This window comes from Streptomyces sp. SD31, from assembly GCF_052068475.1.
Lineage (GTDB): Bacteria > Actinomycetota > Actinomycetes > Streptomycetales > Streptomycetaceae > Streptomyces.
This window is the reverse complement of the sequence record NZ_JBQHCX010000009.1, coordinates 175,338-198,299: the sequence shown is the minus strand read 5'-3', so window position 1 is coordinate 198,299 and position 22,962 is coordinate 175,338. Positions and strand designations below refer to the sequence as shown.

Below are 22,962 nucleotides of genomic sequence, written 5' to 3'. Positions count from 1 at the left end.
GTTCCCTTTCCGTTGCGTGCCGAGTGAACGCCCGGGGCGCCGGCCGAGTTCCTATGACGTCCGGCGCAGTGCGCGCACCGAGCGCAACCCGATGACCCCGATGACCGTCCCCAATACGAAGGAGACGACGGCGAGCAGCAGGTGCACCCAGAAGTACGCCGTCGGGTGACCGTCGTCGAACGCGAGCCCGCTGCTGTCCTTGATCAGGTTTTTGACGAAAGTGACCCAGATGACCCAGCTCCACACCCCGAAGGCGAGCAGGAACCAGGAGACGGGGCGGCTGAGCTTCATGAGTTCAGTATCACCGTCCGGTCTCCGGTCCTCCGAGCGGGGTGGGGGCAGAAGCGGGACTTCCATGGCAACGGCATGTACGTTCTCGGTCGTGCCCGCACCCAAGAAGACCGTCAGGCGCTCCCTGCTGGTCACTTCAGCCGTCCTGTCGTCCCTCGCGCTGACCGCGCCCGTCTCCTACGCGGCCCCCAAGCCGTCACCGAGTACGAGCCCGTCGGCCACTCCCCCGGCGAACATGTCGACCGTGGGCGGCGAGCGGCTGGGACGGCCCGGTACCCAGGTGAACCTGGCGAGCGGCGTCCCCGTGCTGCCCAAGGACCTGACCGCCCGTTCCTGGGTCGTCGCCGACGCCGAGTCCGGCGATGTGCTCGCGGCGCACAACGCGCACTGGCGGCTGCCGCCCGCGAGCACCATGAAGATGCTGTTCGCCGACACGGTGCTGCCGAAGTTCCCGAAGACGATGAAACACAAGGTCGTCCCGTCCGACCTGACGGACATCGGAACGGGTTCCAGCATGGTCGGGATAAAGGAAGGCGAGACGTACTCCGTCCACGACCTGTGGCTCGGCGTGTTCCTGCGCTCCGGCAACGACGCCGTGCACGTCCTGTCGAAGATGAACGGCGGGATCGACAACACCGTCAAGGAGATGAACGAGCACGCCGAGGAGCTCCAGGCCCTCGACACGTACGCGGTGTCGCCCGACGGTTACGACGCTCCGCGCCAGGTCTCGTCGGCCTACGACCTCACCCTGATCGCCCGTTCCGGGCTGCAGAAGAAGGACTTCCGCGAGTACTGCTCGACCGTCACCGCGAAGTTCCCGGGCGAGACGAAGAAGAACAAGAAGGGCAAGTCCGTCCGGGAGTCCTTCGAGATCCAGAACACCAACCGGCTGCTGAGCGGCGACTCCGACATCTCCGTCTACCAGGGCATCGCCGGCGTCAAGAACGGCAACACCACCAACGCCGGCGCCACCTTCACCGGCGTGGCCGAGCGGAACGGCAAGGTGCTGCTCGTCACGGTCATGAACCCCGAGAAGAGCGAGCACAACGAGGTCTACAAGGAGACCGCGAGGCTCTTCGACTGGGGCTTCCGGGCAGCCGGCAAGGTGCAGCCGGTGGGTGAGCTGGTGCCGCCGAAGAGCGCGACGCAGGCCGGCGCGCAGCCTGGTGCGAACGACTCCGGGGAGGCCGGCGGCGCCGGGAGCGCCGAGAAGTCCGCGAAGCCGGCGGTGGGTGCCTCGGCCGCGGGCGGCTCGACCGGCATCGGCGTCGCGCTCGGGATCACCGGCGGGGCGCTGGTGCTGCTCGCGGCAGGCGCGTTCCTGATCAACCGCCGGTGGCCGCTGCCCGACCTGGTGCGCCGGCGGAGCCGCCCCTGACCCCGGGGTTCTGGGTCCCGGGCCGCTGGGGGTCCCCGGGCCGCTCAGGGCGTCCGGGCTTCTCGGACTCGCCCGGGCCCGCGGACTCGCCCGAGTCTTCGGAGGCGTCCGAGTCGTCGGAGGCGCCCAAGTCTTCGGACTCCTCGGCGAGTTCGACCTCCTTGCTCTGCGTCGCCGTCCAGGCGGCGCAGAACACCACCAGCTTCGCGGTGAAGTTGATCCACAGCAGCAGGGCGACCGGCACGCCGAACGCGCCGTACATGCTCTTCGTGGCCACGCCCTGCATATAGCCGCTCAGCAGCAGCTTCAGCAGTTCGAACCCGACCGCGCCGATCAGCGCGGCCACCATCAGCCGACGGCGTGGCGGTTCGACGCCGGGCAGCAGGGTCAGGACGTAGAGCAGAAGCAGGAAGTTGGCGAGTACGGCGACGAGGAACGCGGCGATCTGCAGCAGGACCCCGCCCCAGCCGCCCTCGTCGATGCCGAGCTGCCGGGTGATCCAGCCGACCATGGCGGAGGCGACGGCGGAGGCCGCGAGCGTCACCAGTACGGCGCCCCCGAGGCCGACCAGGACGCCCGCGTCCTTGGCCTTGCGCAGGACGGGGTTTCCCTCGTCCTCGGGCACCTCCCACACCGCGCGCAGACACTCACGCATGGAGCCGACCCAGCCGATGCCGGTGAACAGCAGGACGGCGCCGGCGATGAGGCCGACGGTGCCGGCGTTCTGGACCAGGGCGTCGATGTTGAGCTGGTCGGAGATGCCGGGGACCTGGTCGGTGATCTTGTCCTCCAGCCGGTCCTGCTGCTTCGTGCTGAGCGTCGCGGCGGCGATGGCGGCGGCCACGGTGAGCAACGGAAACAGCGCGACGAAACTGGTGAACGTCATCGCGGCGGCCAGCCGTGTCCACTTCACCCGGTCCATGCGCTCGTACGACCGCCACGCGTGCGTGGTCATGAGCCGGGCCACCATCGGCCCGACGCCGGGGAGTTTCTTCAGCCAGTCCATGATCCGACTCTGCCCTCCGCACGGAAGACCAATGTCCGAGTGCCCCAGAACCGCAGGACTGTAGCCAGGACCATCCCGATTCCTGCCCCGGAGACGGTGTCCGCGCGCTGTGAGGTGAGGCCGAGGCCGTAGTGACTGATGGCGAGACACAGGAGCTGTACGAGCGCTCCGGCGATGTTCACCGCGAAGAACACGGCGTAAGGCCGCAGGCCTTTCGGGTGGGTGTGGCGGTAGGTGCCGAGCGCGTTCCCTGCGTAGGCGACCGTGCAACCGGCGACGAAGGAGAGGGCTTTGGCGGTGAGGGGGTCCAGGGCGGCGGGGCCGCGCAGGCAGGTGAAGAGGGCGAGGTCGACGGCGTAGGCGAGGAGGCCGACGGCGGCGAAGCCGAGGAGTTCGCGTCTGTCGCCCCACGCACGCGTGCCTACCAATTGGCCACCGCCAGCCCGTACATCGCCAGCCACGCCAGGCCGATGACGGCGAGCGCGCGGTCGTGCAGGACGACGTCCTCCGGTTCGCCCGCCGTGCCGCGGTCGGCGAAGACGGCGTAGCGCAGGATCGCGAGGATGAAGGCGACCATGGACAACTGGCGCCAGGGCAGCACGCTGGTGTGCGGGACGCCGCCTTCCTCCAGGGCCCACAGGCAGTAGCCGAGGACGGCGACTCCGGCCGCCAACTGCCACACGAAGCGCAGATAGCCGGTGGTGTACTCGGTGAGCAACGCGCGCGTGGCGCCCGCTTTCCCGGCCATCTGCACGGCTTCGGAGTAGCGCTTGGCCGACACCATGAACAGCGCCCCGAACCCGGTCGTGATGAGGAACCAGCGCGACAGCGGGATGCCGAGCGCGAGCCCGCCGACCATCGCCCGCATCAGGAACCCGGTCGTGACGACCACGAGGTCGACGACCAGGACGTGCTTGAGGCTGACGCAGTACGCCAGTTGCATGCCGAGGTACGCCGCGAGCAGGGCCGCGACGGCGGGCGAGGTCAGCCAGGCCGCGGTGGCGGGCGCGAGGACGGCGAGGGCGCCTCCCACGGCGTACGCGACGGGCACGGGGACCTGTCCGGCGGCGACCGGGCGGTGGCGTTTGGTGGGGTGCGCGCGGTCCGCTTCGGCGTCGCGGGCGTCGTTGACCAGATAGACGGCTGAAGCACAGGCGGTGAAGAGGGCGAAGACGAGCGCGAGTTGGGTCAGCGCGCCGGCCGAGAAGAGCTCGCCGGCGGCGGCCGGAGCGGCGATGACCAGGATGTTCTTGACCCACTGCTTGGGGCGCGCGGTCCTGAGGAGGCCCTGGGGGAGCGCGCGGAGGCCGCCTTCGCGGGGTAGTGGTGCGGATGGTCGCGGGAGCGTGCGCTGCTCGTGGAGCAGCGCTTCCCGGTCGCTCGCGGCACTCGTGAGGGGCGCTGCCTCAGTCATGGGCGCTCCCCCTCCTCATCCAGCCCGCCCCGACGCACGCCGTGAGCGCCCCCAGGGCCGCGCCCGCCGCCACGTCCGAGGGGTAGTGCACGCCGACGACCAGCCGGGACACGCACACCGCGGCGGCGAGCGGCGGGATCACATACGCGCCGAGCGTGCCGTAGGCGACGGCGGCGGCCGCGGCGGAGGTCGCGTGGGAGCTGGGGAAGGAGTGCCGGCCGGCGGTGCGCACGAGGGGCGTGACATGCGCCGGACGCGGGCGGCGCACCACCCTTTTCACCCCCATGCTGACGAGGTGCGCGCCCGCGGTGAGCGCCGTGCCGCGCAACCAGGCGCCGCGTCGCCCTCCGTCCACGGCGGCCCCCGCGAGGCCCGCCGCCAGCCACAGCGCGCCGTGTTCGCCGGCCCAGGACAGGGCGCGCGCGGCGGTGGCGACGCGTGGGTCGCGGCCGCGGGCGTGGAACGCCGAAAGGATTCGGCGCTCCGTGCCCGACAGGCTTCGGCGCTCCACTCCCCGCGGGCTTCGTCGGTCCGTGCCACCGAGGCTTCGGTGGTCCATGTCGTCGTCGAGGCGGTCCATGTGGACTCACTGTTCACGTCCACATCGTCAGAACTACGAAAATATTGGGCGACATCCCATTAATCACCCATTTCGGGGAGGGGTGGAATGTTTCAGAACTACTCGCCCATATAGGGGCGCTACGGTCGCCGACATGCCTGCCGACACCGTCTCCGTCACGGGATGGGGCCGCACCGCCCCCACCACCGCCCGTCTGATCCGCCCACGGACGTACGAGGAGGCCGCGGCAGCCGTTCGGGGCTGTGGGGCCCGCGGAGGCATCCCGAGGGGCCTGGGGCGGGCGTACGGGGACGCGGCGCAGAACGCCGGGGGCACGGTGCTCGACATGACGGGCCTGGACCGCGTCCACGCGATCGACGCCGACGGCGGCACCGTGCTGTGCGACGCGGGGGTCTCCCTGCACCGGCTGATGGAAGTGCTGCTGCCGCTCGGCTGGTTCGTGCCGGTGACGCCGGGCACCCGCTATGTGACGGTCGGCGGCGCGATCGGCGCCGACATCCACGGCAAGAACCACCACGTCTCGGGGTCCTTCTCCCGCCACGTCCTGTCCTTGGAACTCCTCACCGCCGACGGCGAGATCCACACCGTCCGCCGCGGCACGCCGCTGTTCGACGCCACCACCGGCGGCATGGGCCTGACCGGCGTGATCCTGACCGCGACGGTCCAACTCCAGCCGGTGCAGACCTCATTGATGACGGTCGACACGGAGCGCGCACGGGACCTCGACGACCTGATGGCCCGCCTGGTCGCCACCGACGACCATTACCGCTACTCGGTCGCGTGGATCGACCTGCTGGCGCGCGGCGCGGCAACGGGCCGCGCGGTGCTCACGCGCGGCGACCACGCGCCCCTGGAGGCACTGCGCGAAGGCACGCGCGCGCGTAGAGAGCCGCTCGCCTTCCGCCCCTCCCGCCTGCCCGCCGCGCCCGCCTTCCTCCCGGAGGGGCTGCTGAGCCGCCGTACGGTCGGCTGGTTCAACGAGCTCTGGTACCGCAAGGCTCCACGCGCGCGTACCGGCGAACTGCAGAAGCTCTCCACGTTCTTCCACCCCCTGGACGGCGTCCCCCACTGGAACCGGATCTACGGCCCGAGCGGCTTCGTGCAGTACCAGTTCGTCGTCGGGCACGGCCAGGAGGACACCCTGCGCCGGATCGTGCGGCGCATCTCCGAGCACCGCTGCCCGTCCTTCCTGGCCGTCCTCAAGCGCTTCGGGGACGCCGACCCCGGCTGGCTCTCCTTCCCCGTCCCCGGCTGGACGCTGGCCCTGGACATCCCGGCCGGCCTGCCCGGCCTCGCCGCCCTCCTCGACGAGTTGGACGAGGAGGTGGCCGCGGCGGGCGGGCGCGTCTACCTCGCCAAGGACTCCCGGCTGCGGCCCGAACTGCTCGCCGCGATGTACCCCCGCCTGGACGACTTCCGCGCGCTGCGCGCGGAGCTCGACCCGCGCGGGGTGTTCGTGTCGGACCTGGCCCGCCGCCTCGGCCTTTAGCACCCGACCAGAACCCCGCATCGAATCTCTCGGACTCTCAGATCTCTCTAGGAGCTGTCGTGAAGGACGCCTTCGGCATCCCCCAGTCCCTGCTCGTCCTCGGCGGTACGTCCGAGATCGCGCTGGCCACCGCACGCCGCCTGATCGCGCGCCGCACCCGCACGGTCTGGCTGGCGGGCCGCCCGTCGCCCACCCTCGAGCAGTCCGCGGCCGATCTGCGCGGCCTGGGGGCCGACGTGCACACCGTGGCCTTCGACGCGCTCGACCCCGAGTCCCACGAGGCGGTGCTCGGCAAGGTGTTCGCGGAGGGCGACGTCGACATGGTGCTCCTCGCCTTCGGAGTCCTCGGCGACCAGGCGCGCGACGAACGTGAGCCACTGAACGCGGTACGCGTGGCCCAGACCAACTACACGGGCGCCGTGTCGGCGAGCCTGGTCAGCGCCGGCGCCCTCCAGTCCCAGGGACACGGCTCGCTCGTCGTCCTCTCCTCCGTCGCCGGTGAACGGGCCCGCCGCGCCAACTTCATCTACGGCTCCAGCAAGGCCGGCCTCGACGCCTTCACCCAGGGCCTGGGCGACGCACTGCACGGCACCGGCGTGCACGTCATGGTCGTACGCCCCGGATTCGTACGCTCGAAAATGACCGCCGGCCTGGACGAAGCCCCCCTCGCGACCACCCCGGAAGCGGTCGCCACGGCCATCGAACTGGGCCTGCGCCGACGCTCGGAGACGGTGTGGGTCCCGGGCGCACTCAGGGTGGTGATGTCGGCACTCCGGCATGCGCCGCGGGCGCTGTTCCGAAGGTTGCCGGTCTAGCGCAGGGACGCGGGGCTGTATCGATATGCGGCTCCGCCGCGCGGCGCGACCAGCCACGCCGCGCCCGTGGACGAACGACAACACATCGCGGCGCCCCCCCTCCCGGCACCTCTAGCGGAGCGTCTCGCGCTCCACATGCCCCGCCTGCGGCGGCACCACCGTGCCCCCGAAGGTGAAGTCCCTCAGTCTGCGCCACACGCCGTCGGCGCCCTGTTCGTAGAGGGCGAAGCCGGTGCAGGGCCACTCGGCCCGGTAGTCGGCGAGTTCCTCGAAGGCACGGTCCATCGACGCGTCGTCGATTCCGTGCGCGACCGTGACGTGCGGGTGGTAGGGGAACTGCAGTTCGCGTGCCACGGGCCCGGAGGCGTCGCGGACCTGCTTCTGCAGCCAGGTGCAGGCCTCGGCGCCGTCGACGACCTGCACGAAGACGACCGGCGAGAGAGGCCGGAAGGTACCGGTGCCGGACAGCCGCATCGGGAAGGCACGGCCGGCGGCCGCGACCTCCTCGAGATGGGCCTCGATCGCGGGCAGCAGCGAGGCGTCGACCTCTGTCGGCGGCAGCAGGGTGACATGCGTGGGGATGCCGTGAGCCGCGGCGTCGCCGAAGCCCGCGCGCCGCTCCTGGAGCAGGCTGCCGTGAGGCTCCGGGACCGCGATCGACACGCCGATCGTTACGGTCCCCACGTCGTCTCCTGTCGTCTGTTGGTGAGCGTGAGTGGCCGCCGTGGCAGCCACTCGGCTATCGACTGTACGGCTACGGCCGGGCTGCGGGCAGGCGCAACCGTAGTGATATGCAGCGCGGTAAGGGCTCAGTGCTTCGCGGGCAGGAAGCCCACCCTGTCGTACGCCTGGGAGAGCGTCTCCGCGGCGACGGCGCGCGCCTTCTCCGCGCCCTTGGCCAGGATCGAGTCCAGCGTCTCCGGATCGTCCAGATACTGCTGGGTGCGCTCCCGGAAGGGCGTCACGAACTCGACCATGACCTCGGCGAGGTCCGTCTTGAGCGCACCGTAGCCCTTGCCGTCGTACTTCTGCTCCAGTTCCGCGATTCCCGCCCCCGTGAGGGTCGAGTAGATGGTGAGCAGGTTGCTGACGCCCGGCTTGTTCTCGACGTCGTAGCGGATGACGGTCTCGGTGTCGGTGACCGCGCTCTTGACCTTCTTGGCGGTGGTCTTGGGCTCGTCGAGGAGGTTGATGAGGCCCTTCGGCGTCGACGCCGACTTGCTCATCTTGATCGACGGGTCCTGAAGGTCGTAGATCTTCGCCGTCTCCTTGAGGATGTACGGCTTCGGGACGGTGAAGGTCGGGCCGAAGCGGCCGTTGAAGCGCTCGGCGAGGTCGCGCGTGAGCTCGATGTGCTGGCGCTGGTCCTCGCCGACCGGGACCTCGTTGGCCTGGTACAGCAGGATGTCCGCGACCTGCAGGATCGGGTACGTGAACAGGCCGACGGAGGCCCGCTCGGCACCCTGCTTGGCGGACTTGTCCTTGAACTGGGTCATGCGGGACGCCTCGCCGAAGCCGGTGAAGCAGTTCATGACCCAGGCGAGCTGGGCGTGCTCGGGGACGTGGCTCTGGACGAAGAGCGTGCAGCGCTCGGGGTCGAGTCCGGCCGCGAGGAGCTGTGCGGCGGCCAGGCGGGTGTTGGCGCGCAGTTCCTTCGGGTCCTGCGGGACCGTGATCGCGTGCAGGTCGACGACCATGTAGAACGCGTCGTGGGTCTCCTGCAGCGCCACCCACTGGCGGACGGCGCCGAGGTAGTTGCCGAGGTGGAACGAGCCTGCGGTGGGCTGGATTCCGGAGAGCACGCGGGGTCGATCAGAGGCCATGCTCACCATTCTCTCAGGTGTCGGGGGCCGATCCGGAACCGCTCGGAAACAGATGTGACACAGCTGGGAACCGATCCGGTCCGAGCGGTGTACCAAGAGTGTGAAAACGCGGGAGGGGGGCCGCATCGACGATGAGGCCGCGGTGATCGCACGCGTACGCGCCGGGGAGCCGGAGGCGTACGCGCAGCTGGTGCGGGCCCATACGGGCATCGCGCTCAGGGCGGCCGCCGCGCTCGGGGCGGGTGCGGACGCGGAGGACGTGGTGCAGCAGGCCTTCGTCAAGGCGTACTGCTCGCTGGGCCGGTTCAAGGACGGCGCGGCGTTCAAGCCATGGCTGCTGTCCATCGTGGCCAATGAGACGAGGAACACAGTGCGCACGGCAGCCCGCCAGCGCACGCTCGCCGGGCGTGAGGCGGCCTTGGTGGAGGCGGAACCGCTGATACCGGAATCGGCGGACCCGGCGCTGGCCGCGCTGGAGATAGAGCGCCGTGCCGCGCTGCGGGCCGCCCTGGAAATGCTGAGCGAGGAGCACCGCCTGGTCGTCACCTACCGCTATCTCCTGGAGATGGACGAGTCCGAGACCGCCCAGGCGCTGGGCTGGCCCAGAGGCACGGTGAAATCCCGGCTGAACCGCGCGCTGCGGAAGCTGGGGCGCCTCCTGCCGGATTTTCAACCTCGGGAAGGGGGTGATGAGCATGAGTGACGGACGGAAGTCGTACGACGGTGAAGAGCCGGGAGCGTACGAGGGTGAAGGACGGCGTGCGCATGGGCGTGATGGCACCGGGGCAGGCGGAGGCGCCGATCGCACCGGTGGGCGCGCCGGCAGCGGTGGCGCCGGTGACCGCGGTCGGCGGGCGGACGCGGCCCGGCTGCCGGAGGAGCTGCGGGCGCTCGGGCGCTCCCTGGACGCGCCGGGTGCGGCGGACGGCGCCGAGACGATGGTCGAGCGGGTGCTGGGGCAGCTGCTCGCCGAGCACGTGCCGGTTCCGGTGGCCGAGCCGCCGGGCGCCGCCGAGCGGCTGCGGGCGGTGCGGCGGTGGACGCGGCTGCGGTGGCGCTCGCTGACGGCGGCGCTGTGCGGCCTGCTGACGGTGCTGGTGCTCACGCCCCCGGTACGGGCGGCGGTCCTCGACTGGTTCGACTTCGCCGGTGTCGAGGTGCGGTACGACCCGTCGGCGGTGCCCTCCCCCGGCGCCGAGGTGCCCGGCTGCGGCCGCTCGGTGTCGCTCGCGCAGGCCGAGCACCGGGCCGGGTTCGAGCCGCTGGTGCCTGCGGAGCTCGGCGTGCCGGACGCGGTCGCGGTGACGGGTGAGCCGCGAGGACGGTTCGTGGTGAGCCTGTGCTGGCGTGAGGACGGGCGCACGATACGGCTGGACGAGCGGCGGGCGAGCCTGGACATCGGCTTCGCCAAGACCGTGCGCGAACCGCCGGAATGGCTCGCGCTGAACACCGATCCCTCGGACAGCGGCACCCCCGACCCTGCCCTGTGGTTCGCCCGACCGCACCTGCTGACCTTCTGGCTGGTGGACACCGACGGCGAGCGCTACACCCGCGAGGAGCGGACGGCAGGGGCGACGCTGCTGTGGGCCCACAGGGCCGAGGGCGAGACGGTGACGCTGCGGCTGGAAGGGGTGGCGTCGAAGAAGCGGGCGCTGGAGATCGCGCGGTCGGTGGAGAGGGCGTCCGAGGAGTTCTCGAAGTAGTTGGTCCTGAGGTGGCGGGCCCGTGCGGGGCCGGGCCGGGTCGGGGCCGGTCCGGTCAGGCTGGTCCGGTCGGGCTGGTCCGGATAGGCGCCCGTCCGGATGGGGGGGGCGGTCCGGATGGGCGGCGGTCCGAATACGCGCCCGTCCGGCTGGGGGGCGGTCCGGACGAGAGCCGGTCCGGAAATAGTCGGGCCGGGGTGGGAACCCAGGCGGGTCGGGCGGTGTACCAGAAGTGACATTGCGGCTCGGAGACGGGCCGCACGGGGATTGCTCGGCTTGGGGGGTTCGGATGTGCGGACATGGGGTCGGCCGCTGGGGAGACCGATTGCGGGGGCAGGGGGCCGACTGCTCGGGAGGCCGGTCGCGCGGGCACTGGGCCGGTTGGAGGGGTGGGTGCCGTGAACTGGCGGCGCTGACAGGGGCGTTGGCGGCGGCTCTGGCCCTCCTGGTGTGGGGTGCGGCGCCCGCGTCGGCCGGAGGACCGACGAGCGTGCTCCTGGTCTCGCCGGAGAGCGTGGCGACGGCCTCGCTGTACTACTCCGACGAGGAGTACGGAGAGCTGGAGCGGTTGCTCGGCGCACCTGGCACGGGCACACGTGACAAGCCGCCCGAGGCCGGTCTGACGGCGGCCCGCCAGATCAACGTCACCTGGATGCTCCACGACGTGTCGCCCTGGCGCCTCGACCGGGTCTTCCCGGTCCACGACGGGCAGGACGTCTGGATTCACACGGCGGCGAACCTGGACCGGACGATGAACGGCACCTGGCACCGCGCCGATCACCCGACCCAGCTGCGCGCCCTGCTCAAGAAGCTGGGCCTGATGGGAAAGACCTCAGCCGGGGGAAGCTCAGCGATCTTCCCGCCGGCGTGGGAGGTGTACGGGACGGACGAGGGCGCGAAGGCCTCGGCCGACGCCGCGGACAAGGCGACCGAGGCGTCCCCGGCCCAAGCGCCTGGGGCGGGATCGGGGACGGGGGCAGGGGACGGCACCGACTGGTGGTGGGCCCTGCCGGGCGCGGCGGCCGGTGCGGTGCTTGCCCTGGTACTGCGCCCCTTCGCCGCCCGACTGCCACTGGACCGCCTGCGGGGTGAGCCGGGACCGAGGCAGGAGCTGCGCGACGTATGAGGGCGGACCAGGAGGGCGGCCCCTGCCGACAGGGACGGGTGAGGGCCGGCGTGGGGATCGATGGGGCTGATGAGACGTGGAGGGGGACCGATGGGAGCACGAGGCGGAGAGTGGGCCGGAGGGTTGGCCCGTGGGCGGACCGGCGGGTGGACCGGAGGGAGGAAGGTACGGCTCATGCTGCTCGGCCCGGTCTCGGCCGCGCTGGCCCTGTGCGGCGGCACGGTGACGACCGCGGCAGCCGCGCCGACGCAGGGCCGGGATGTCCCCGATGTGGCGATGGTCGTCGCGGGCGGCACGGGACGGACGACGGCGTTGCGCTCCGGCGAGCCCGCCTTCGCCCGCCTGTGGCAGCTGTTGCAGCCGACGTACGTCGGGACGGAGCGGGTGTCGGAGGAGTGGGCCGAGGGACGTCATCCGCCGATGCGGATCACCGTGTTCTGGGGGCTGACAGGGGTCGGCGGCTGGCCGCAGACGAACCGGCCTCCAGGAGGGGACGTGGCCGTCCGGCGGCAGGACCAGCTGTTCGTGACTGCGGACGGCACTCCCTGGGTGCGCTCGGATCTCGCGCCGGAAGTGGAGGACGACGACATCCGCTGGCATCGGGCGCCGCGCTCCGTCTTCGAGCGGCTGGACCTGGCGGCAGTGCTCGGTGAGACGGAGGACGGCCTGGCCGAGGCCGCTGCCGCGGGGGACCGGCCCGGCCCGGCGAGAGGTGATCCCGGGTGGGCGGTGGCAGGGCTGGCCGTCGGGTTCGCGACCGGCGTCGGCGGCACGCTGCTGATACGCCGCGCGGCGGCCCGGCCGGGAGCCGGACCGCCGCGGGAGGAACCACGACAGGAGTTGATCGACCTGGACCTGTGAGGCCCTTGGCGCGTCGTGCGGCCGTCAGCCGAGGTCGATCTCCGGGTACAGCGGGAAGCCGGCCACGAGGTCGGTGGCGCGGTGGGAGATCTCGTCGGCGACCTTCGGGTCGAGGACGTGAGCGGCCTTGGACGGGCCGCCCGACTTGGTCGTGCCGGGCTCGGTGGTGGTGAGGACGCGGTCGATGAGGGCGGCGACCTCGTCCATCTCGGCGGTGCCCAGGCCACGGGTGGTCAGGGCGGGGGTGCCGATGCGGATACCGGAGGTGTACCAGGCGCCGTTGGGGTCGGCCGGGATGGCGTTGCGGTTGGTGACGATGCCGGACTCGAGGAGCGCGGCCTCGGCCTGGCGGCCGGTGAGGCCGTAGGAGGAGGCGACGTCGATCAGGTTCAGGTGGTTGTCCGTGCCGCCGGTCACGAGGGTCGCGCCCCGGCGCATCAGGCCTTCCGCCAGCGCCCGGGAGTTGTCGACGATGCGCTGGGCGTAGTCGCGGAAGGACTCCTGGCGGGCCTCGGCGAGGGCGACGGCCTTGGCGGCCATGACGTGCGGGAGCGGGCCACCGAGGACCATCGGGCAGCCGCGGTCGACCTGGTCCTTGAGGGAGTCGTCGCACAGGACCATGCCGCCGCGCGGGCCGCGCAGCGACTTGTGGGTGGTGGTGGTGACGATCTGGGCGTGCGGGACCGGGTCGAAGTCGCCGGTGAGGACCTTGCCGGCGACGAGACCGGCGAAGTGGGCCATGTCGACCATGAGTGTGGCGCCGACCTCGTCGGCGATCTCGCGCATGATCCGGAAGTTCACGAGACGGGGGTAGGCGGAGTAGCCGGCGACGATGATCAGCGGCTTGAACTCACGGGCCGATACGCGCAGCGCCTCGTAGTCGATCAGGCCCGTGGCGGGGTCGGTGCCGTAGGAGCGCTGGTCGAACATCTTGCCGGAGATGTTGGGGCGGAAGCCGTGGGTGAGGTGGCCGCCGGCGTCCAGGGACATGCCGAGCATGCGCTGGTTGCCGAAGGCGTGGCGGAGCTCGGCCCAGTCGGCCTCGGCGAGGTCGTTGACCTGGCGGACGCCGGCCTTCTCCAGGGCGGGGGCCTCGACGCGGGCGGCGAGGACGGCCCAGAAGGCGACGAGGTTGGCGTCGATGCCGGAGTGGGGCTGGACGTAGGCGTGGCGGGCACCGAAGAGCTCGCGGGCGTGCTCGGCGGCGAGGGACTCGACGGTGTCGACGTTGCGACAGCCGGCGTAGAAGCGGCGGCCGACGGTGCCCTCGGCGTACTTGTCGCTGAACCAGTTGCCCATCGCCAGGAGGGTGGCCGGGGAGGCGTAGTTCTCGGAGGCGATCAGCTTGAGCATCTCGCGCTGGTCGGCGACCTCCTGGCCGATGGCATCGGCCACGCGCGGCTCGACGGCGCGGATCACGTCGAGGGCGGCACGGAAGGCGGTGGACTCGGTGGAGAGGGGCTCGGCTGACATGGGGACCTCCGGACGTCGTGTGCAGCGATCACGGTACGGCCCAGGCGCACGGCACTCGGTCTGGACTCGGTCCAGGGGCCGCTCCCCGATGGTTGGTCCATCCCAGCGCGCCAGTCACGGCCCGTCGATCAGCCTACCGGGCGCGCCGACGGCGCATGGTCCCGCGTCCACCATGCGAGCAACGATAGGAAGGGGCCGCAAAGCACTCGTACGGCCGGAAATGGACAGTGGCCACGAGCCTCGTGACGGGCGGAGCACGAGCCCTCGTGGTGGCGGAAACGGAGAGCCCCGTGGGTACGTCGAGCACCACCGAATCCCTGATCGCCGCGGTCGAGGCGCACAGCGCGCACACCTATCACCCGTTGCCGGTCGTGGTGGCGACGGCGGACGGGGCCTGGATGACGGATGTGGAGGGGCGGCGGTATCTGGATCTGCTGGCCGGGTATTCGGCGCTCAACTTCGGGCACGGCAACCGGCGGATCCTGGACGCGGCGAAGGCTCAGCTGGAGCGGGTGACGCTGACATCGCGGGCGTTTCACCACGACCGGTTCGCGGCGTTCTGCGAGCAGTTGGCCGAGCTGTGCGGGATGGAGATGGTGCTGCCGATGAACACGGGGGCGGAGGCGGTGGAGACGGCGGTGAAGACCGCCCGGAAGTGGGGGTACCGGGTCAAGGGCGTGCCGGGGGAGATGGCGAAGATCGTTGTGGCGGGCAACAACTTCCACGGCCGTACGACGACGATCATCAGCTTCTCCACCGACCCGGAGGCGCGGGCGGACTTCGGGCCGTACACGCCGGGCTTCGAGATCGTGCCGTACGGGGATCTGACGGCGATGCGGGAGGCGCTGACGGAGAACACGGTGGCCGTGCTGCTGGAGCCGATCCAGGGCGAGGCGGGGGTTGTCGTGCCGCCGGCCGGCTATCTGCCGGCGGTGCGGGAGCTGACGCGGGAGCGGAACGTGCTGTTCGTGGCGGACGAGATCCAGTCGGGGCTGGGGCGCACGGGGCGCACCTTCGCGTGCGAGCACGAGGGGGTGGTGCCGGATGTGTATGTGCTCGGCAAGGCGCTCGGGGGCGGGGTCGTGCCGGTGTCGGCGGTGGTGTCGTCGGCCGAGGTGCTCGGGGTGTTCCGGCCCGGGGAGCACGGGTCGACGTTCGGCGGGAATCCGCTGGCCTGTGCGGTGGCACTGGAGGTGATCGCGATGCTGCGGACGGGCGAGTTCCAGGCGCGGGCGGCGGAGCTCGGCGAGCATCTGCACCGGGAGCTGGGGCTGTTGGCCGGGACGGGTCGGGTGACGGCGGTGCGGGGGCGTGGGCTGTGGGCGGGGGTCGACATCGCCCGGGCGTTCGGGACCGGGCGGGAGGTGTCGGAGAAGCTGATGGACCGGGGTGTGCTGGTGAAGGACACCCAGGGGGCGACGGTCCGTATCGCGCCGCCCCTGGTGATCGGGAAGGAGGATCTGGACTGGGGGCTCGCCCAGTTGCGGGGAGTGCTGGGGGTGTGAGTCGGGCGTCGTCCGCCGCCCGGCTTCAGCGGTGTGCGGTGTGGTCGAGGATCGCGGTGGCGAGGGGCTTGTGGGTCTCGGGCGGGAGTGCGTGGCCCATGCCGGGGATCTCGACGACGTGGGCGCCGTTGATCGTCTGGGCGAGGTGGTGGGCGTGCGGGAGGGGGAAGACCGGTTCGGCGGGGGCTGAGACGACGAGGGTGGGAACCGTGGTCCGGGCGAGTTGTTCGGTACGGAGCATGCCCGAGTAGTCGGCGCGGCCATGGGCGTCGCCGGGCCGGTGATGGCCGGTGTGGGCGATGACCTTGTGGTCGAGGGTGCGGAAGTAGTCGGCGTCGAAGGGGATTTGGCCGCCGGACAGGAGCCGCCAGTGGGCGACCCGCCGGTCCAGTTCCGCCTCCAGGCCCTCGTCGGTCCACGGCTGGGACCACAGTTCCATGATGCGGGGGTCCACGCCGGGGAGTTCCTCCGCCGGGGTGCGGGTGCCGTCCGGGTGGCGGTACGGGGTGTCGCTGAGGGCGCCCGTGCCGATCAGGGTCGCGCTCAGCAGGCGGTCCGGATGGTCGGCGATCAGGAGCTGCGTGAGCATGCCGCCCAGCGACATGCCGACGACATGGGCACGTGCGACGCCGAGGCCGTCCAGGACCGCGAGGGCGTCGTCGGCGAGGGTGGTGAGGGGGTAGGGCCGCTCGTCGTAGGCCCAGGTGGAGCGGCCGGTGTCGCGGTGGTCGTAGCGGATCACGCGGTGCTGGGCGGCGAGGAGGCCGACCAGTTCGTCCGGCCAGCCGAGGCCGGAGGCCTGCGCGCCCATGATCAGGAGGAGCGGGGGCGCGTCGGGGGCGCCGTGGTCTTCCGCCCAGAGGCGGATGCCGGGTGCCGCGTTGATGGAGTGTTCCATGGAGCTCCCTCTGGTCTGCGATGGGGTGCCGGGCTTCCGTCGATGCGAGGAGAGGAGAGGAGAAGAGAAGGGAGAAGGAAGACGGGAGAGACGAGACGTATCGTATTGCATCGATGCCGCATGCGCCACGCAGTTTTCGGCGTACGGGCGTTACAGGATCACGTGCGGCAGGAAGCGGGCGTACTCGTCGGTGATCAGGCCGGACGACTCGCGGATGCCGAGGCCGGCCGACTCGTCCTCGACGACCCAGGCGCCGAGGACGACGTGGTTGCCGTCGAAGGCGGGGAGCGGGGCCAGCTGCTGGTAGCAGCAGGGTTCGTCGCGGACGACGGCCTCGGTGCCGGGTTCGTGGATCGTCACGCCCGCGCCCTCCCGGCCCAGCAGGGGCTTGGCGACGTAGCCCGTCGTGCTCGCCAGCTCCCTCGGTCCGTCGAGGTGGGCGGGGAGGAGGTTCGGGTGGTCCGGGTAGAGCTCCCAGAGGATGGCGAGGAGGGCCTTGTTGCTGAGGAGCATCTTCCAGGCGGGCTCGATCCACAGCGTCGTACCGGTGCCGCCGCCGTTGTCGAGGGTGTCGAGGACGTGGTCGGCGAAGCGGTCGGTGGTGAGCCACTCCCAGGGGTAGAGCTTGAAGCAGCTGCGGATGAAGCGGAGTTGGTTGTCGACGAAGCGGCCGGAGAGACGGTCCCAGCCGATCTCCTCCATGGAGATCCAGCTGGTGTCCAGGCCCGCCTGTTCCGCTGTCTCCTTCAGATAGGCGACCGTCATCATGTCCTCGCCGAGTTCGTCGGCCGAGGAGTAGGCGAAGTAGAGGGGACTGCCGGGCGGGAGCAGGGCGGACTGCTTCTTCCAGGCGGCGACGAGGCGTTCGTGGAGGGAGTTCCACTGGTCGGCGCCGGGGAAGCGCTCCTCCATCCAGAACCACTGGGGCGAGGCGGCCTCGACCAGCGAGGTGGGGGTGTCGGCGTTGTACTCCAGGAGTTTCGCCGGGCCGGTGCCGTCGTAGTGGAGGTCGAAGCGGCCGTAGACGGAGGGGAGTTCGGCGCGCCGGCGCCAGGCCTCGGCGACGGCGTCCGCGACGCGTGGGTCGGTGATGCCGAGGTCGGCGAAGCGGCGGGCGGCGACGATGTGTTCGGCCGCCGTCAGGCACATGCGGTGGAGTTCCTCGACGACCTCCTCCAGCGCCTCGACCTCCTCCAGGGAGAAGACGTAGTGGGCGCTCTCGTCCCAGTACGGGCGCAGGGAGTTGTCGGGGTAGCGGGTGAGGGGGTAGATGAGCCCCTGTTCCTCGACGGTCTGCTGCCAGCCGGGGCGGGGCTCGATCGTGCGGCGCTCCATCTGTACGGCTCCTGCTCAGCCGCCGCTGCTGCCCGAGCCCGAGCAGCCGAAGCCGCCGCGGTCGACGGCCTCGCTGCGGCTGAAGGTGCCGAAGTCGGCGCGGCCGTCGTCGGTGTCGGCGTCGTAGTACCAGGCGGCGTCGGAGCCGGTGGTCTTCTTCTTGCCGCTCCTGGCGTACGACGAGCCCGAACCGGTGCCGGACGTGCAGTTCTTGTCCGCGATGATCTTGTAGCCGTCGTAGGTGTAGCTGTCGCGGTCGACGCAGCGGCGGTCGGGTTCCGAGCCGCAGGAGGTCAGGGCCGCCGCTACGACTCCCATGCCGCCGAGCACGACCGTGCTAGAGCGCAGCCTGCGTCGTGTTTCCGCCATGCGTGTCTCCCCCGTTGAACCGGTTGCTGTCCGGCGGACAGCTTAGAGATCGGTGAGAGTGCGGCTGCCGGAGGGCCGCCCTTCTCCCGCTTCTCCACTGTCGCTTTGGGTGGTTCGGGGTGTTCTGTGCGCCGGTGCGGCGATCCTGCCCGTCCCCGCTTCGGCCGGAACGGCCCTCACTCCCGGACGGGGGCGGACCGAATACCGCCGTTGCGCGCCAAATATCGATCGCGCACATTTTCCGGCCGTCCGGCAATGAATTTCCGGAACCTCGCACGGCCGCCGAAAACACCCAAAGAACTATGTTCCGGACAGCGGGAAAATCTTCGTTGAATCTTTGAACGCCCGCCACGCGTTCTCCGTATTCCAGAGCGATGACCAGTAATCCCGTCACCGTCACCGTGGCCTATCACGTGGTGCCGGGCCGTGAGGCCGAGTTCCACTCCTGGGGGTGGGCCCTGCTGGGCGCGAGCGCACAGCAGTCGGGGTTCCTGGGGGGTGGCGTACTCGTCGACAAGGAGGCGGAGTGGCATGTGGTTTATCGCTTCGCCAGCGAGGGCGCGGCCCTGACCTGGGAGAACTCGAGCGCACGGGCGCAGTGGGACGCCCGGGGGGAGTCGCTCGGCCGGGAGGCGGGGCGCAGGAGGGTACCGGGCTCCAAGGCGTGGTTCGATGCCCAGACCCTGACGCCCGCACCGCCGGCGCCGCCGTCGAAATGGAAGTTGTGGTTCGTGAATATGAGTGCGGTTTTCCCGCCCGTACTCCTGTTCAATCTGATCGTACTGCCATATCTCGGCGGCCTCAATGCGCTTTTCCGGACGCTGCTCTTGTGTCTGTGCGTGACGGCACTTGTCACCTGGATTCTGATGCCGCGTCTTCAGCGCTTCTTCCGTAAATGGCTGTATCCACCGCTCCAGGCGCTGCGCGGTCGGCACAAACGGCGGACCGCATAGGCCCGAGAACCATCAGAGGGGGGTGGGTGGGTGAAAACCCTGCTCATCGACAATTACGACTCTTACACGTACAACCTGTTCCAGCTGATCGCCGAGGTCAATGGCGAGGAGCCGGTGGTGGTCCTCAACGACGCCCCCGCGGACGAGGTCCCGGATCTTGGCGCGTTCGACAACGTGATGGTGTCACCGGGCCCCGGACATCCGGGTGCGGTGCGGGACTTCGGCATCAGCGCCAGGGTGCTCGCCGCGTCCCCGGTTCCCGTGCTCGGCGTCTGCCTGGGCCACCAGGGCATCGCTCTCGGGGAGCGGGGCCACGTGTCGCCCGCCCCGGAGCCCCGGCACGGGCATCTCTCCGTGATCCGGCATGACGAACGGGACCTGTTCCAGGGGCTGCCGCAGAACTTCACCGCGGTCCGATATCACTCGCTGGCCGTGCGCGAGCCGCTGCCCGAGACCCTGGAGGCCACCGCCTGGGCCGAGGACGGCGTCCTGATGGGGCTGCGGCACCGCAGCCGGCCCCTGTGGGGGGTGCAGTTCCACCCCGAGTCCGTCCTCACCGACTACGGCCACCGCATGCTGGTGAACTTCCGCAACCTCACGGCCGAGCGGGCCCGCAAGCTCCGTACGAAGAACACCGCGATCCCCGCACCGGACGCGGCCGTCCCCCGCCCCGCAGCCACCGCACCCCACGCCGGCGCCCCCCGCCGGGCCGACACCCCGGCCGACACGGCCGCCCCCTCCGCCAAGGCCGCCCCGGCCACCGGGACCATCCCCCGCCCCCGCCGCCCCGGCCGTCCCGCCTACCGTCTGCACACCCGCCGCATCACCACCGCGGTCGACACGGAGGCCGCCTTCACGCGGATGTACGCCGGCTCTCCGCGCGCGTTCTGGCTGGACAGTTCGCTGGTCGAGGAGGGCCGGTCCCGCTTCTCGTTCTTCGGTGACGACAGCGGTCCGCTCGCCGAGTTCGTGCGCTACGACGTGGACAGCGGCCGATGCGAGATCGAGCGGGCGGGGCGGCCCCCGCGCAAGGTCAGGGCGAGCGTCTTCGACTATCTCAAGCGTCAGCTGACGAACCGCCATGTCGACGCCACCGGGCTGCCCTTCGACTTCACCGGCGGATATGTCGGCTACTTCGGCTACGAGATGAAGGCCGACTGCGGCTCGCCGAACCGTCACCGGTCCGAAATCCCGGACGCCTGCTGGCTGTTCGCCGACCGGCTGATCGCGGTGGACCACGAGGCGGGCTTCACCTACGCCGTCTGCCTGGCGGAGGACACCCCGCAGGCCGCCCGGGAGGCCGCCGAGTGGCTGGAGAGCGCGTTGGCGCAGCTCACCTGCGTGGCCTCGGGGCAGCCACCCCTGCCCGTGCCGGGCGAGGCCGATCCCGGCGCCGCCGAGCCCTGGCTGGTGCGCGACCGGGCGACGTATCTCGCGGACATCGACGCCTGCCGACGGGAGCTGCGGGCGGGCACCAGTTACGAGATCTGTCTGACCAACGCCGCCCGGTTACCCGCCCCGCCCGACGCCTATGACTTCTACCGGACGCTGCGCCGCGTCAACCCGGCGCCGTACGCGGCGTTCCTGAGGTTCGGGGACCTCGACGTGGCCGGCTCCTCCCCCGAGCGTTTCCTGCGGGTCGGCCGGGACGGTGTCGCCGAGGCCCGGCCCATCAAGGGCACCGCGCCCCGCGGCTCCGGGCCGGAGGAGGACGCCCGGCTCAGGGACGCGCTGGCGGCGGACGCCAAGACGCGTGCCGAGAACCTGATGATCGTCGACCTGCTCCGCAACGACCTGGGCCGGGTGTGCCGGACCGGGACGGTGCGTGTGTCCCGGCTCATGGCCACGGAGACGTACGCCACCGTGCACCAGCTCGTCTCCACCGTCGAGGGCCGGCTGCGCACCGGCACGGACGCGGTGGACTGCGTCCGCGCCTGCTTCCCCGGCGGTTCGATGACCGGCGCGCCGAAGCTGCGCACCATGGAGATCATCGACTCCCTGGAGACCGAGGCCCGCGGCGTGTACTCCGGCGCCCTCGGCTACCTGGGCTGCAGCGGCGGCGCGGACCTCAGCATCGTCATCCGTACGGCCGTGCTCGCCGACGGTCTGATGCAGTTGGGCGCGGGCGGCGCCATCGTCCTCGACTCCGATCCGGTTGCCGAGTACGACGAGATGCTGCTGAAGACGGCGGCCCCGATGCGGGCCCTGCACCAGTACACCGCTGACCGGGTACGGGAACAGCGGGAGCGAGCCGCGGTGCGGACGGCCACCGCGCTCCCGGTGGGCACGCGTCCGCAGCGGCCCTCCGCCGAGGAGCCCGCCCGATGACGACCTCACAGTCCACCACCCCGCGCTCCACCACACCGCCGTCCGCCGCCCCGCGATCCACGACCCCGCAGTCCCCCCTGCCCCCGGCCGAAGCCCGCGCCTCCGGGAATCTCGCCGCCCATCTCGCCGCGCTCGCCGAGCGGCGCGGGTGGACCGACCGGGCCGCCCTCCACCAGGGCCACCGGACCTGGACCCATGGCGAGGTGCACGACCTCGCGGCCCGCGCGGCGACCGTGCTCGCCGGCCACGGCGTACGCCCCGGCGACCGGGTGCTGCTCGCGCTGCCCGACTCCGTCGCCTGGGTGACGGCGTTCCTCGCCACCGCCCGCCTCGGGGCCGTCGCCGTGCTGGTCAACCCGGAACTCCCCGCCGCCGACCACGCGTTCATGGCCGAGGACACCGGGGCGGTGCTGTGCGTGACGGGACCGGGACCGGAGGACCGGGACGGGGACCGGGACCGGTTCGGTGGCCGGGCCCGCCTCGGCGCCGACCAGCTCATGGCACGCATCCCCGCCGCCGAGCCCGCCGCCGCACGACCGGTCCACGCGCACAGCCCCCTGTACGTCCAGTACACCTCCGGCACCACGGGCCGCCCCAAGGGCGTCGTGCACCGCCACGGCGACCCGAAGACGTACCACGACCTCATCGGCCGGCGCGTGCTGCGGATCACCCAGGACGACGTGACCCTGTCGGTGTCGAAGCTGTACTTCGCCTACGGCTTCGGCAACGCCTTCGTCTTCCCGCTGTTCTCCGGTTCGTCCGCCGTGCTGGTGGGCCGGCGTCCGACCCCGGCCGCCGTCGACGAGCTCGTCGCCCGGCACCGGGTGACCGTGCTGTACTCCGTGCCGTCGGCGTACGCCGCCCTGGTGGCCGACCGGGGCAGCGGGCACGAGGCCTGCTTCGCCTCGGTGCGGGCCGCGGTGACCTCCGGGGAGGGCATGCCGGAGGGGCTGGCGCGGCAGGTCACCGAGCTGCTCGGCGCGCCGGTGCTGGAGCAGATCGGCTCCACCGAGGCCGGTCACGCCTTCTGCGCCAACAGCTTCCAGCACAACCACCCGGGCACGGTCGGCCGTCCCGTCCCCGGCTTCGAGGTGGAACTGCGTGACCGTGCCGGGCACCCGGTGCCGGACGGCACGGAGGGCGAGATGTGGGTGCGCGGGCCGACGGTGACGCCCGGCTATCTGAACCGTCCCGAGGAGACGGCCCGCACCCTGGTGGGCGGCTGGCTGGCCACCCGCGACCGGGCGCGCCGCGAACCGGACGGCACCTACCGGCACCTGGGCCGCGCCGACGACATGGAGATGGTCGGCGGCATCACCGTCTCCCCGCTGGAGGTGGAGGCCGTGCTGCGGCGGCATCCGGCGGTGAAGGAAGTCGCGGTCGCCGCCCTCACCGACGCGCGCGGGGTGAGCCGGCTGCGCGCCTTCGTCGTGCCCGTACCGCCGGTGCGGGCCGGGCTGGAGGACGAACTCCTCGGCCTGGCGCATGAGCAGCTCGCGGCCTTCAAGGTCCCCCGAAGCGTCAGCTTCGTGGCTTCCCTGCCCCACACCGCGACCGGAAAGCTCCGCCGCCACCTGGTCCGCCAGGGCGCCTGGTGAACCCCATGGAAAGGCAC

22 protein-coding genes and 1 riboswitch are annotated in these 22,962 nt (G+C 71.4%); of the genes, 11 read left to right on the top strand and 11 right to left on the bottom strand.

Features of this window, described 5'->3' with window-relative positions; all coding sequences use genetic code 11:
• Positions 1-51: 51 nt before the first annotated feature.
• Entirely contained in the window at positions 52-291 is a 240-nt protein-coding gene (locus ACTMVF_RS20980; protein WP_403336185.1) for an SCO4848 family membrane protein, read from the bottom strand.
• A gap of 91 nt (positions 292-382) precedes the next feature.
• Between ACTMVF_RS20980 and ACTMVF_RS20975 the strand changes: the two genes are divergently transcribed.
• Entirely contained in the window at positions 383-1,669 is a 1,287-nt protein-coding gene (locus ACTMVF_RS20975; protein WP_441272609.1) for a D-alanyl-D-alanine carboxypeptidase family protein, read from the top strand.
• Here ACTMVF_RS20975 and ACTMVF_RS20970 read toward each other — a convergent pair.
• From ACTMVF_RS20970 to ACTMVF_RS20955, 4 genes are read right to left on the bottom strand one after another with little or no spacing between them, the layout of a single operon-like run.
• Positions 1,617-2,675: a YihY/virulence factor BrkB family protein gene (locus tag ACTMVF_RS20970; RefSeq protein ID WP_441272608.1), complete on the bottom strand. Its 1,059-nt coding sequence runs from the start codon at positions 2,673-2,675 to the stop codon at positions 1,617-1,619. The genes ACTMVF_RS20975 and ACTMVF_RS20970 overlap by 53 nt on opposite strands.
• Positions 2,663-3,103: a GtrA family protein gene (locus ACTMVF_RS20965; protein WP_441272607.1), complete on the bottom strand. Its 441-nt coding sequence runs from the start codon at positions 3,101-3,103 to the stop codon at positions 2,663-2,665. The genes ACTMVF_RS20970 and ACTMVF_RS20965 overlap by 13 nt, the downstream gene beginning before the upstream one ends.
• A complete protein-coding gene (locus ACTMVF_RS20960) occupies positions 3,097-4,089 on the bottom strand; it encodes a decaprenyl-phosphate phosphoribosyltransferase (RefSeq protein ID WP_441272606.1) in 993 nt (330 codons plus the stop codon). Before ACTMVF_RS20960 ends, ACTMVF_RS20965 begins: the two co-directional genes overlap by 7 nt.
• Complete coding sequence (locus ACTMVF_RS20955) at positions 4,082-4,669, bottom strand: phosphatase PAP2 family protein (RefSeq protein ID WP_441272605.1); 588 nt, start codon at positions 4,667-4,669, stop codon at positions 4,082-4,084. The genes ACTMVF_RS20960 and ACTMVF_RS20955 overlap by 8 nt, the downstream gene beginning before the upstream one ends.
• Positions 4,670-4,802: 133 nt before the next feature.
• Here ACTMVF_RS20955 and ACTMVF_RS20950 point away from each other — a divergent pair, with 133 nt between their 5' ends.
• The gene (locus ACTMVF_RS20950) at positions 4,803-6,158 is read left to right on the top strand and encodes an FAD-binding protein (protein ID WP_441272604.1); all 1,356 of its coding nucleotides are present in this window, start codon (positions 4,803-4,805) and stop codon (positions 6,156-6,158) included.
• 59 nt (positions 6,159-6,217) lie between these two features.
• On the top strand, positions 6,218-6,973 hold the full coding sequence (locus tag ACTMVF_RS20945) for a decaprenylphospho-beta-D-erythro-pentofuranosid-2-ulose 2-reductase (protein ID WP_441272603.1): 756 nt from the start codon (positions 6,218-6,220) through the stop codon (positions 6,971-6,973).
• 111 nt (positions 6,974-7,084) lie between these two features.
• Here the strand turns inward: ACTMVF_RS20945 and ACTMVF_RS20940 are convergent, their stop codons facing one another.
• Both ACTMVF_RS20940 and trpS read right to left on the bottom strand, forming a co-directional pair.
• A complete protein-coding gene (locus ACTMVF_RS20940; RefSeq protein ID WP_441272602.1) occupies positions 7,085-7,657 on the bottom strand; it encodes a 2'-5' RNA ligase family protein in 573 nt (190 codons plus the stop codon).
• 125 nt (positions 7,658-7,782) lie between these two features.
• Positions 7,783-8,796, bottom strand: a complete 1,014-nt coding sequence (gene trpS, locus ACTMVF_RS20935) for a tryptophan--tRNA ligase (RefSeq protein WP_441272601.1) — start codon at positions 8,794-8,796, stop codon at positions 7,783-7,785.
• 142 nt (positions 8,797-8,938) lie between these two features.
• Between trpS and ACTMVF_RS20930 the strand changes: the two genes are divergently transcribed.
• From ACTMVF_RS20930 to ACTMVF_RS20915, 4 genes are all read left to right on the top strand, one after another.
• Entirely contained in the window at positions 8,939-9,499 is a 561-nt protein-coding gene (locus ACTMVF_RS20930) for an RNA polymerase sigma factor (RefSeq protein WP_441272600.1), read from the top strand.
• Positions 9,492-10,499 (top strand): hypothetical protein, encoded by a 1,008-nt coding sequence (locus ACTMVF_RS20925; RefSeq protein ID WP_441272599.1) that lies wholly within the window; start codon positions 9,492-9,494, stop codon positions 10,497-10,499. The genes ACTMVF_RS20930 and ACTMVF_RS20925 overlap by 8 nt, the downstream gene beginning before the upstream one ends.
• Positions 10,500-10,989: 490 nt before the next feature.
• Positions 10,990-11,625, top strand: a complete 636-nt coding sequence (locus tag ACTMVF_RS20920; RefSeq protein ID WP_441272598.1) for a hypothetical protein — start codon at positions 10,990-10,992, stop codon at positions 11,623-11,625.
• A gap of 174 nt (positions 11,626-11,799) precedes the next feature.
• Positions 11,800-12,486: a hypothetical protein gene (locus ACTMVF_RS20915; RefSeq protein ID WP_441272597.1), complete on the top strand. Its 687-nt coding sequence runs from the start codon at positions 11,800-11,802 to the stop codon at positions 12,484-12,486.
• A gap of 24 nt (positions 12,487-12,510) precedes the next feature.
• Here ACTMVF_RS20915 and ACTMVF_RS20910 read toward each other — a convergent pair whose 3' ends face one another.
• The gene (locus tag ACTMVF_RS20910) at positions 12,511-13,959 is read right to left on the bottom strand and encodes a glycine hydroxymethyltransferase (protein WP_441272596.1); all 1,449 of its coding nucleotides are present in this window, start codon (positions 13,957-13,959) and stop codon (positions 12,511-12,513) included.
• Positions 13,960-13,990: 31 nt separating this feature from the next.
• A riboswitch (ZMP/ZTP riboswitch) is annotated at positions 13,991-14,087 on the bottom strand.
• Positions 14,088-14,249: 162 nt separating this feature from the next.
• Between ACTMVF_RS20910 and rocD the strand changes: the two genes are divergently transcribed.
• Positions 14,250-15,464 carry an ornithine--oxo-acid transaminase gene (gene rocD / locus ACTMVF_RS20905; protein ID WP_441272595.1) on the top strand — a complete coding sequence of 405 codons (1,215 nt, stop codon included), beginning with the start codon at positions 14,250-14,252 and terminating at the stop codon, positions 15,462-15,464.
• Positions 15,465-15,489: 25 nt separating this feature from the next.
• Here the strand turns inward: rocD and ACTMVF_RS20900 are convergent, their stop codons facing one another.
• The 3 genes from ACTMVF_RS20900 to ACTMVF_RS20890 form a co-directional block, all read right to left on the bottom strand.
• Positions 15,490-16,362 carry an alpha/beta fold hydrolase gene (locus ACTMVF_RS20900; RefSeq protein ID WP_441272594.1) on the bottom strand — a complete coding sequence of 291 codons (873 nt, stop codon included), beginning with the start codon at positions 16,360-16,362 and terminating at the stop codon, positions 15,490-15,492.
• Positions 16,363-16,512: 150 nt separating this feature from the next.
• On the bottom strand, positions 16,513-17,697 hold the full coding sequence (locus ACTMVF_RS20895; protein WP_441272593.1) for a glutathionylspermidine synthase family protein: 1,185 nt from the start codon (positions 17,695-17,697) through the stop codon (positions 16,513-16,515).
• Positions 17,698-17,712: 15 nt separating this feature from the next.
• Positions 17,713-18,066, bottom strand: coding sequence for a hypothetical protein (locus ACTMVF_RS20890; protein WP_441272592.1), 354 nt, complete (start codon positions 18,064-18,066; stop codon positions 17,713-17,715).
• Positions 18,067-18,440: 374 nt separating this feature from the next.
• On the opposite strand from ACTMVF_RS20890, the gene ACTMVF_RS20885 reads away from it, so the two are divergent.
• Genes ACTMVF_RS20885 through ACTMVF_RS20875 form a run of 3 tightly spaced genes read left to right on the top strand, consistent with a single transcriptional unit; the run spans position 18,441 to position 22,945 of the window.
• Positions 18,441-19,019: a hypothetical protein gene (locus ACTMVF_RS20885; protein WP_441272591.1), complete on the top strand. Its 579-nt coding sequence runs from the start codon at positions 18,441-18,443 to the stop codon at positions 19,017-19,019.
• 30 nt (positions 19,020-19,049) lie between these two features.
• The gene (pabB, locus tag ACTMVF_RS20880; RefSeq protein ID WP_441272590.1) at positions 19,050-21,347 is read left to right on the top strand and encodes an aminodeoxychorismate synthase component I; all 2,298 of its coding nucleotides are present in this window, start codon (positions 19,050-19,052) and stop codon (positions 21,345-21,347) included.
• Positions 21,344-22,945, top strand: coding sequence for a benzoate-CoA ligase family protein (locus ACTMVF_RS20875; RefSeq protein WP_441272589.1), 1,602 nt, complete (start codon positions 21,344-21,346; stop codon positions 22,943-22,945). Before pabB ends, ACTMVF_RS20875 begins: the two co-directional genes overlap by 4 nt.
• Positions 22,946-22,962: the final 17 nt, after the last annotated feature.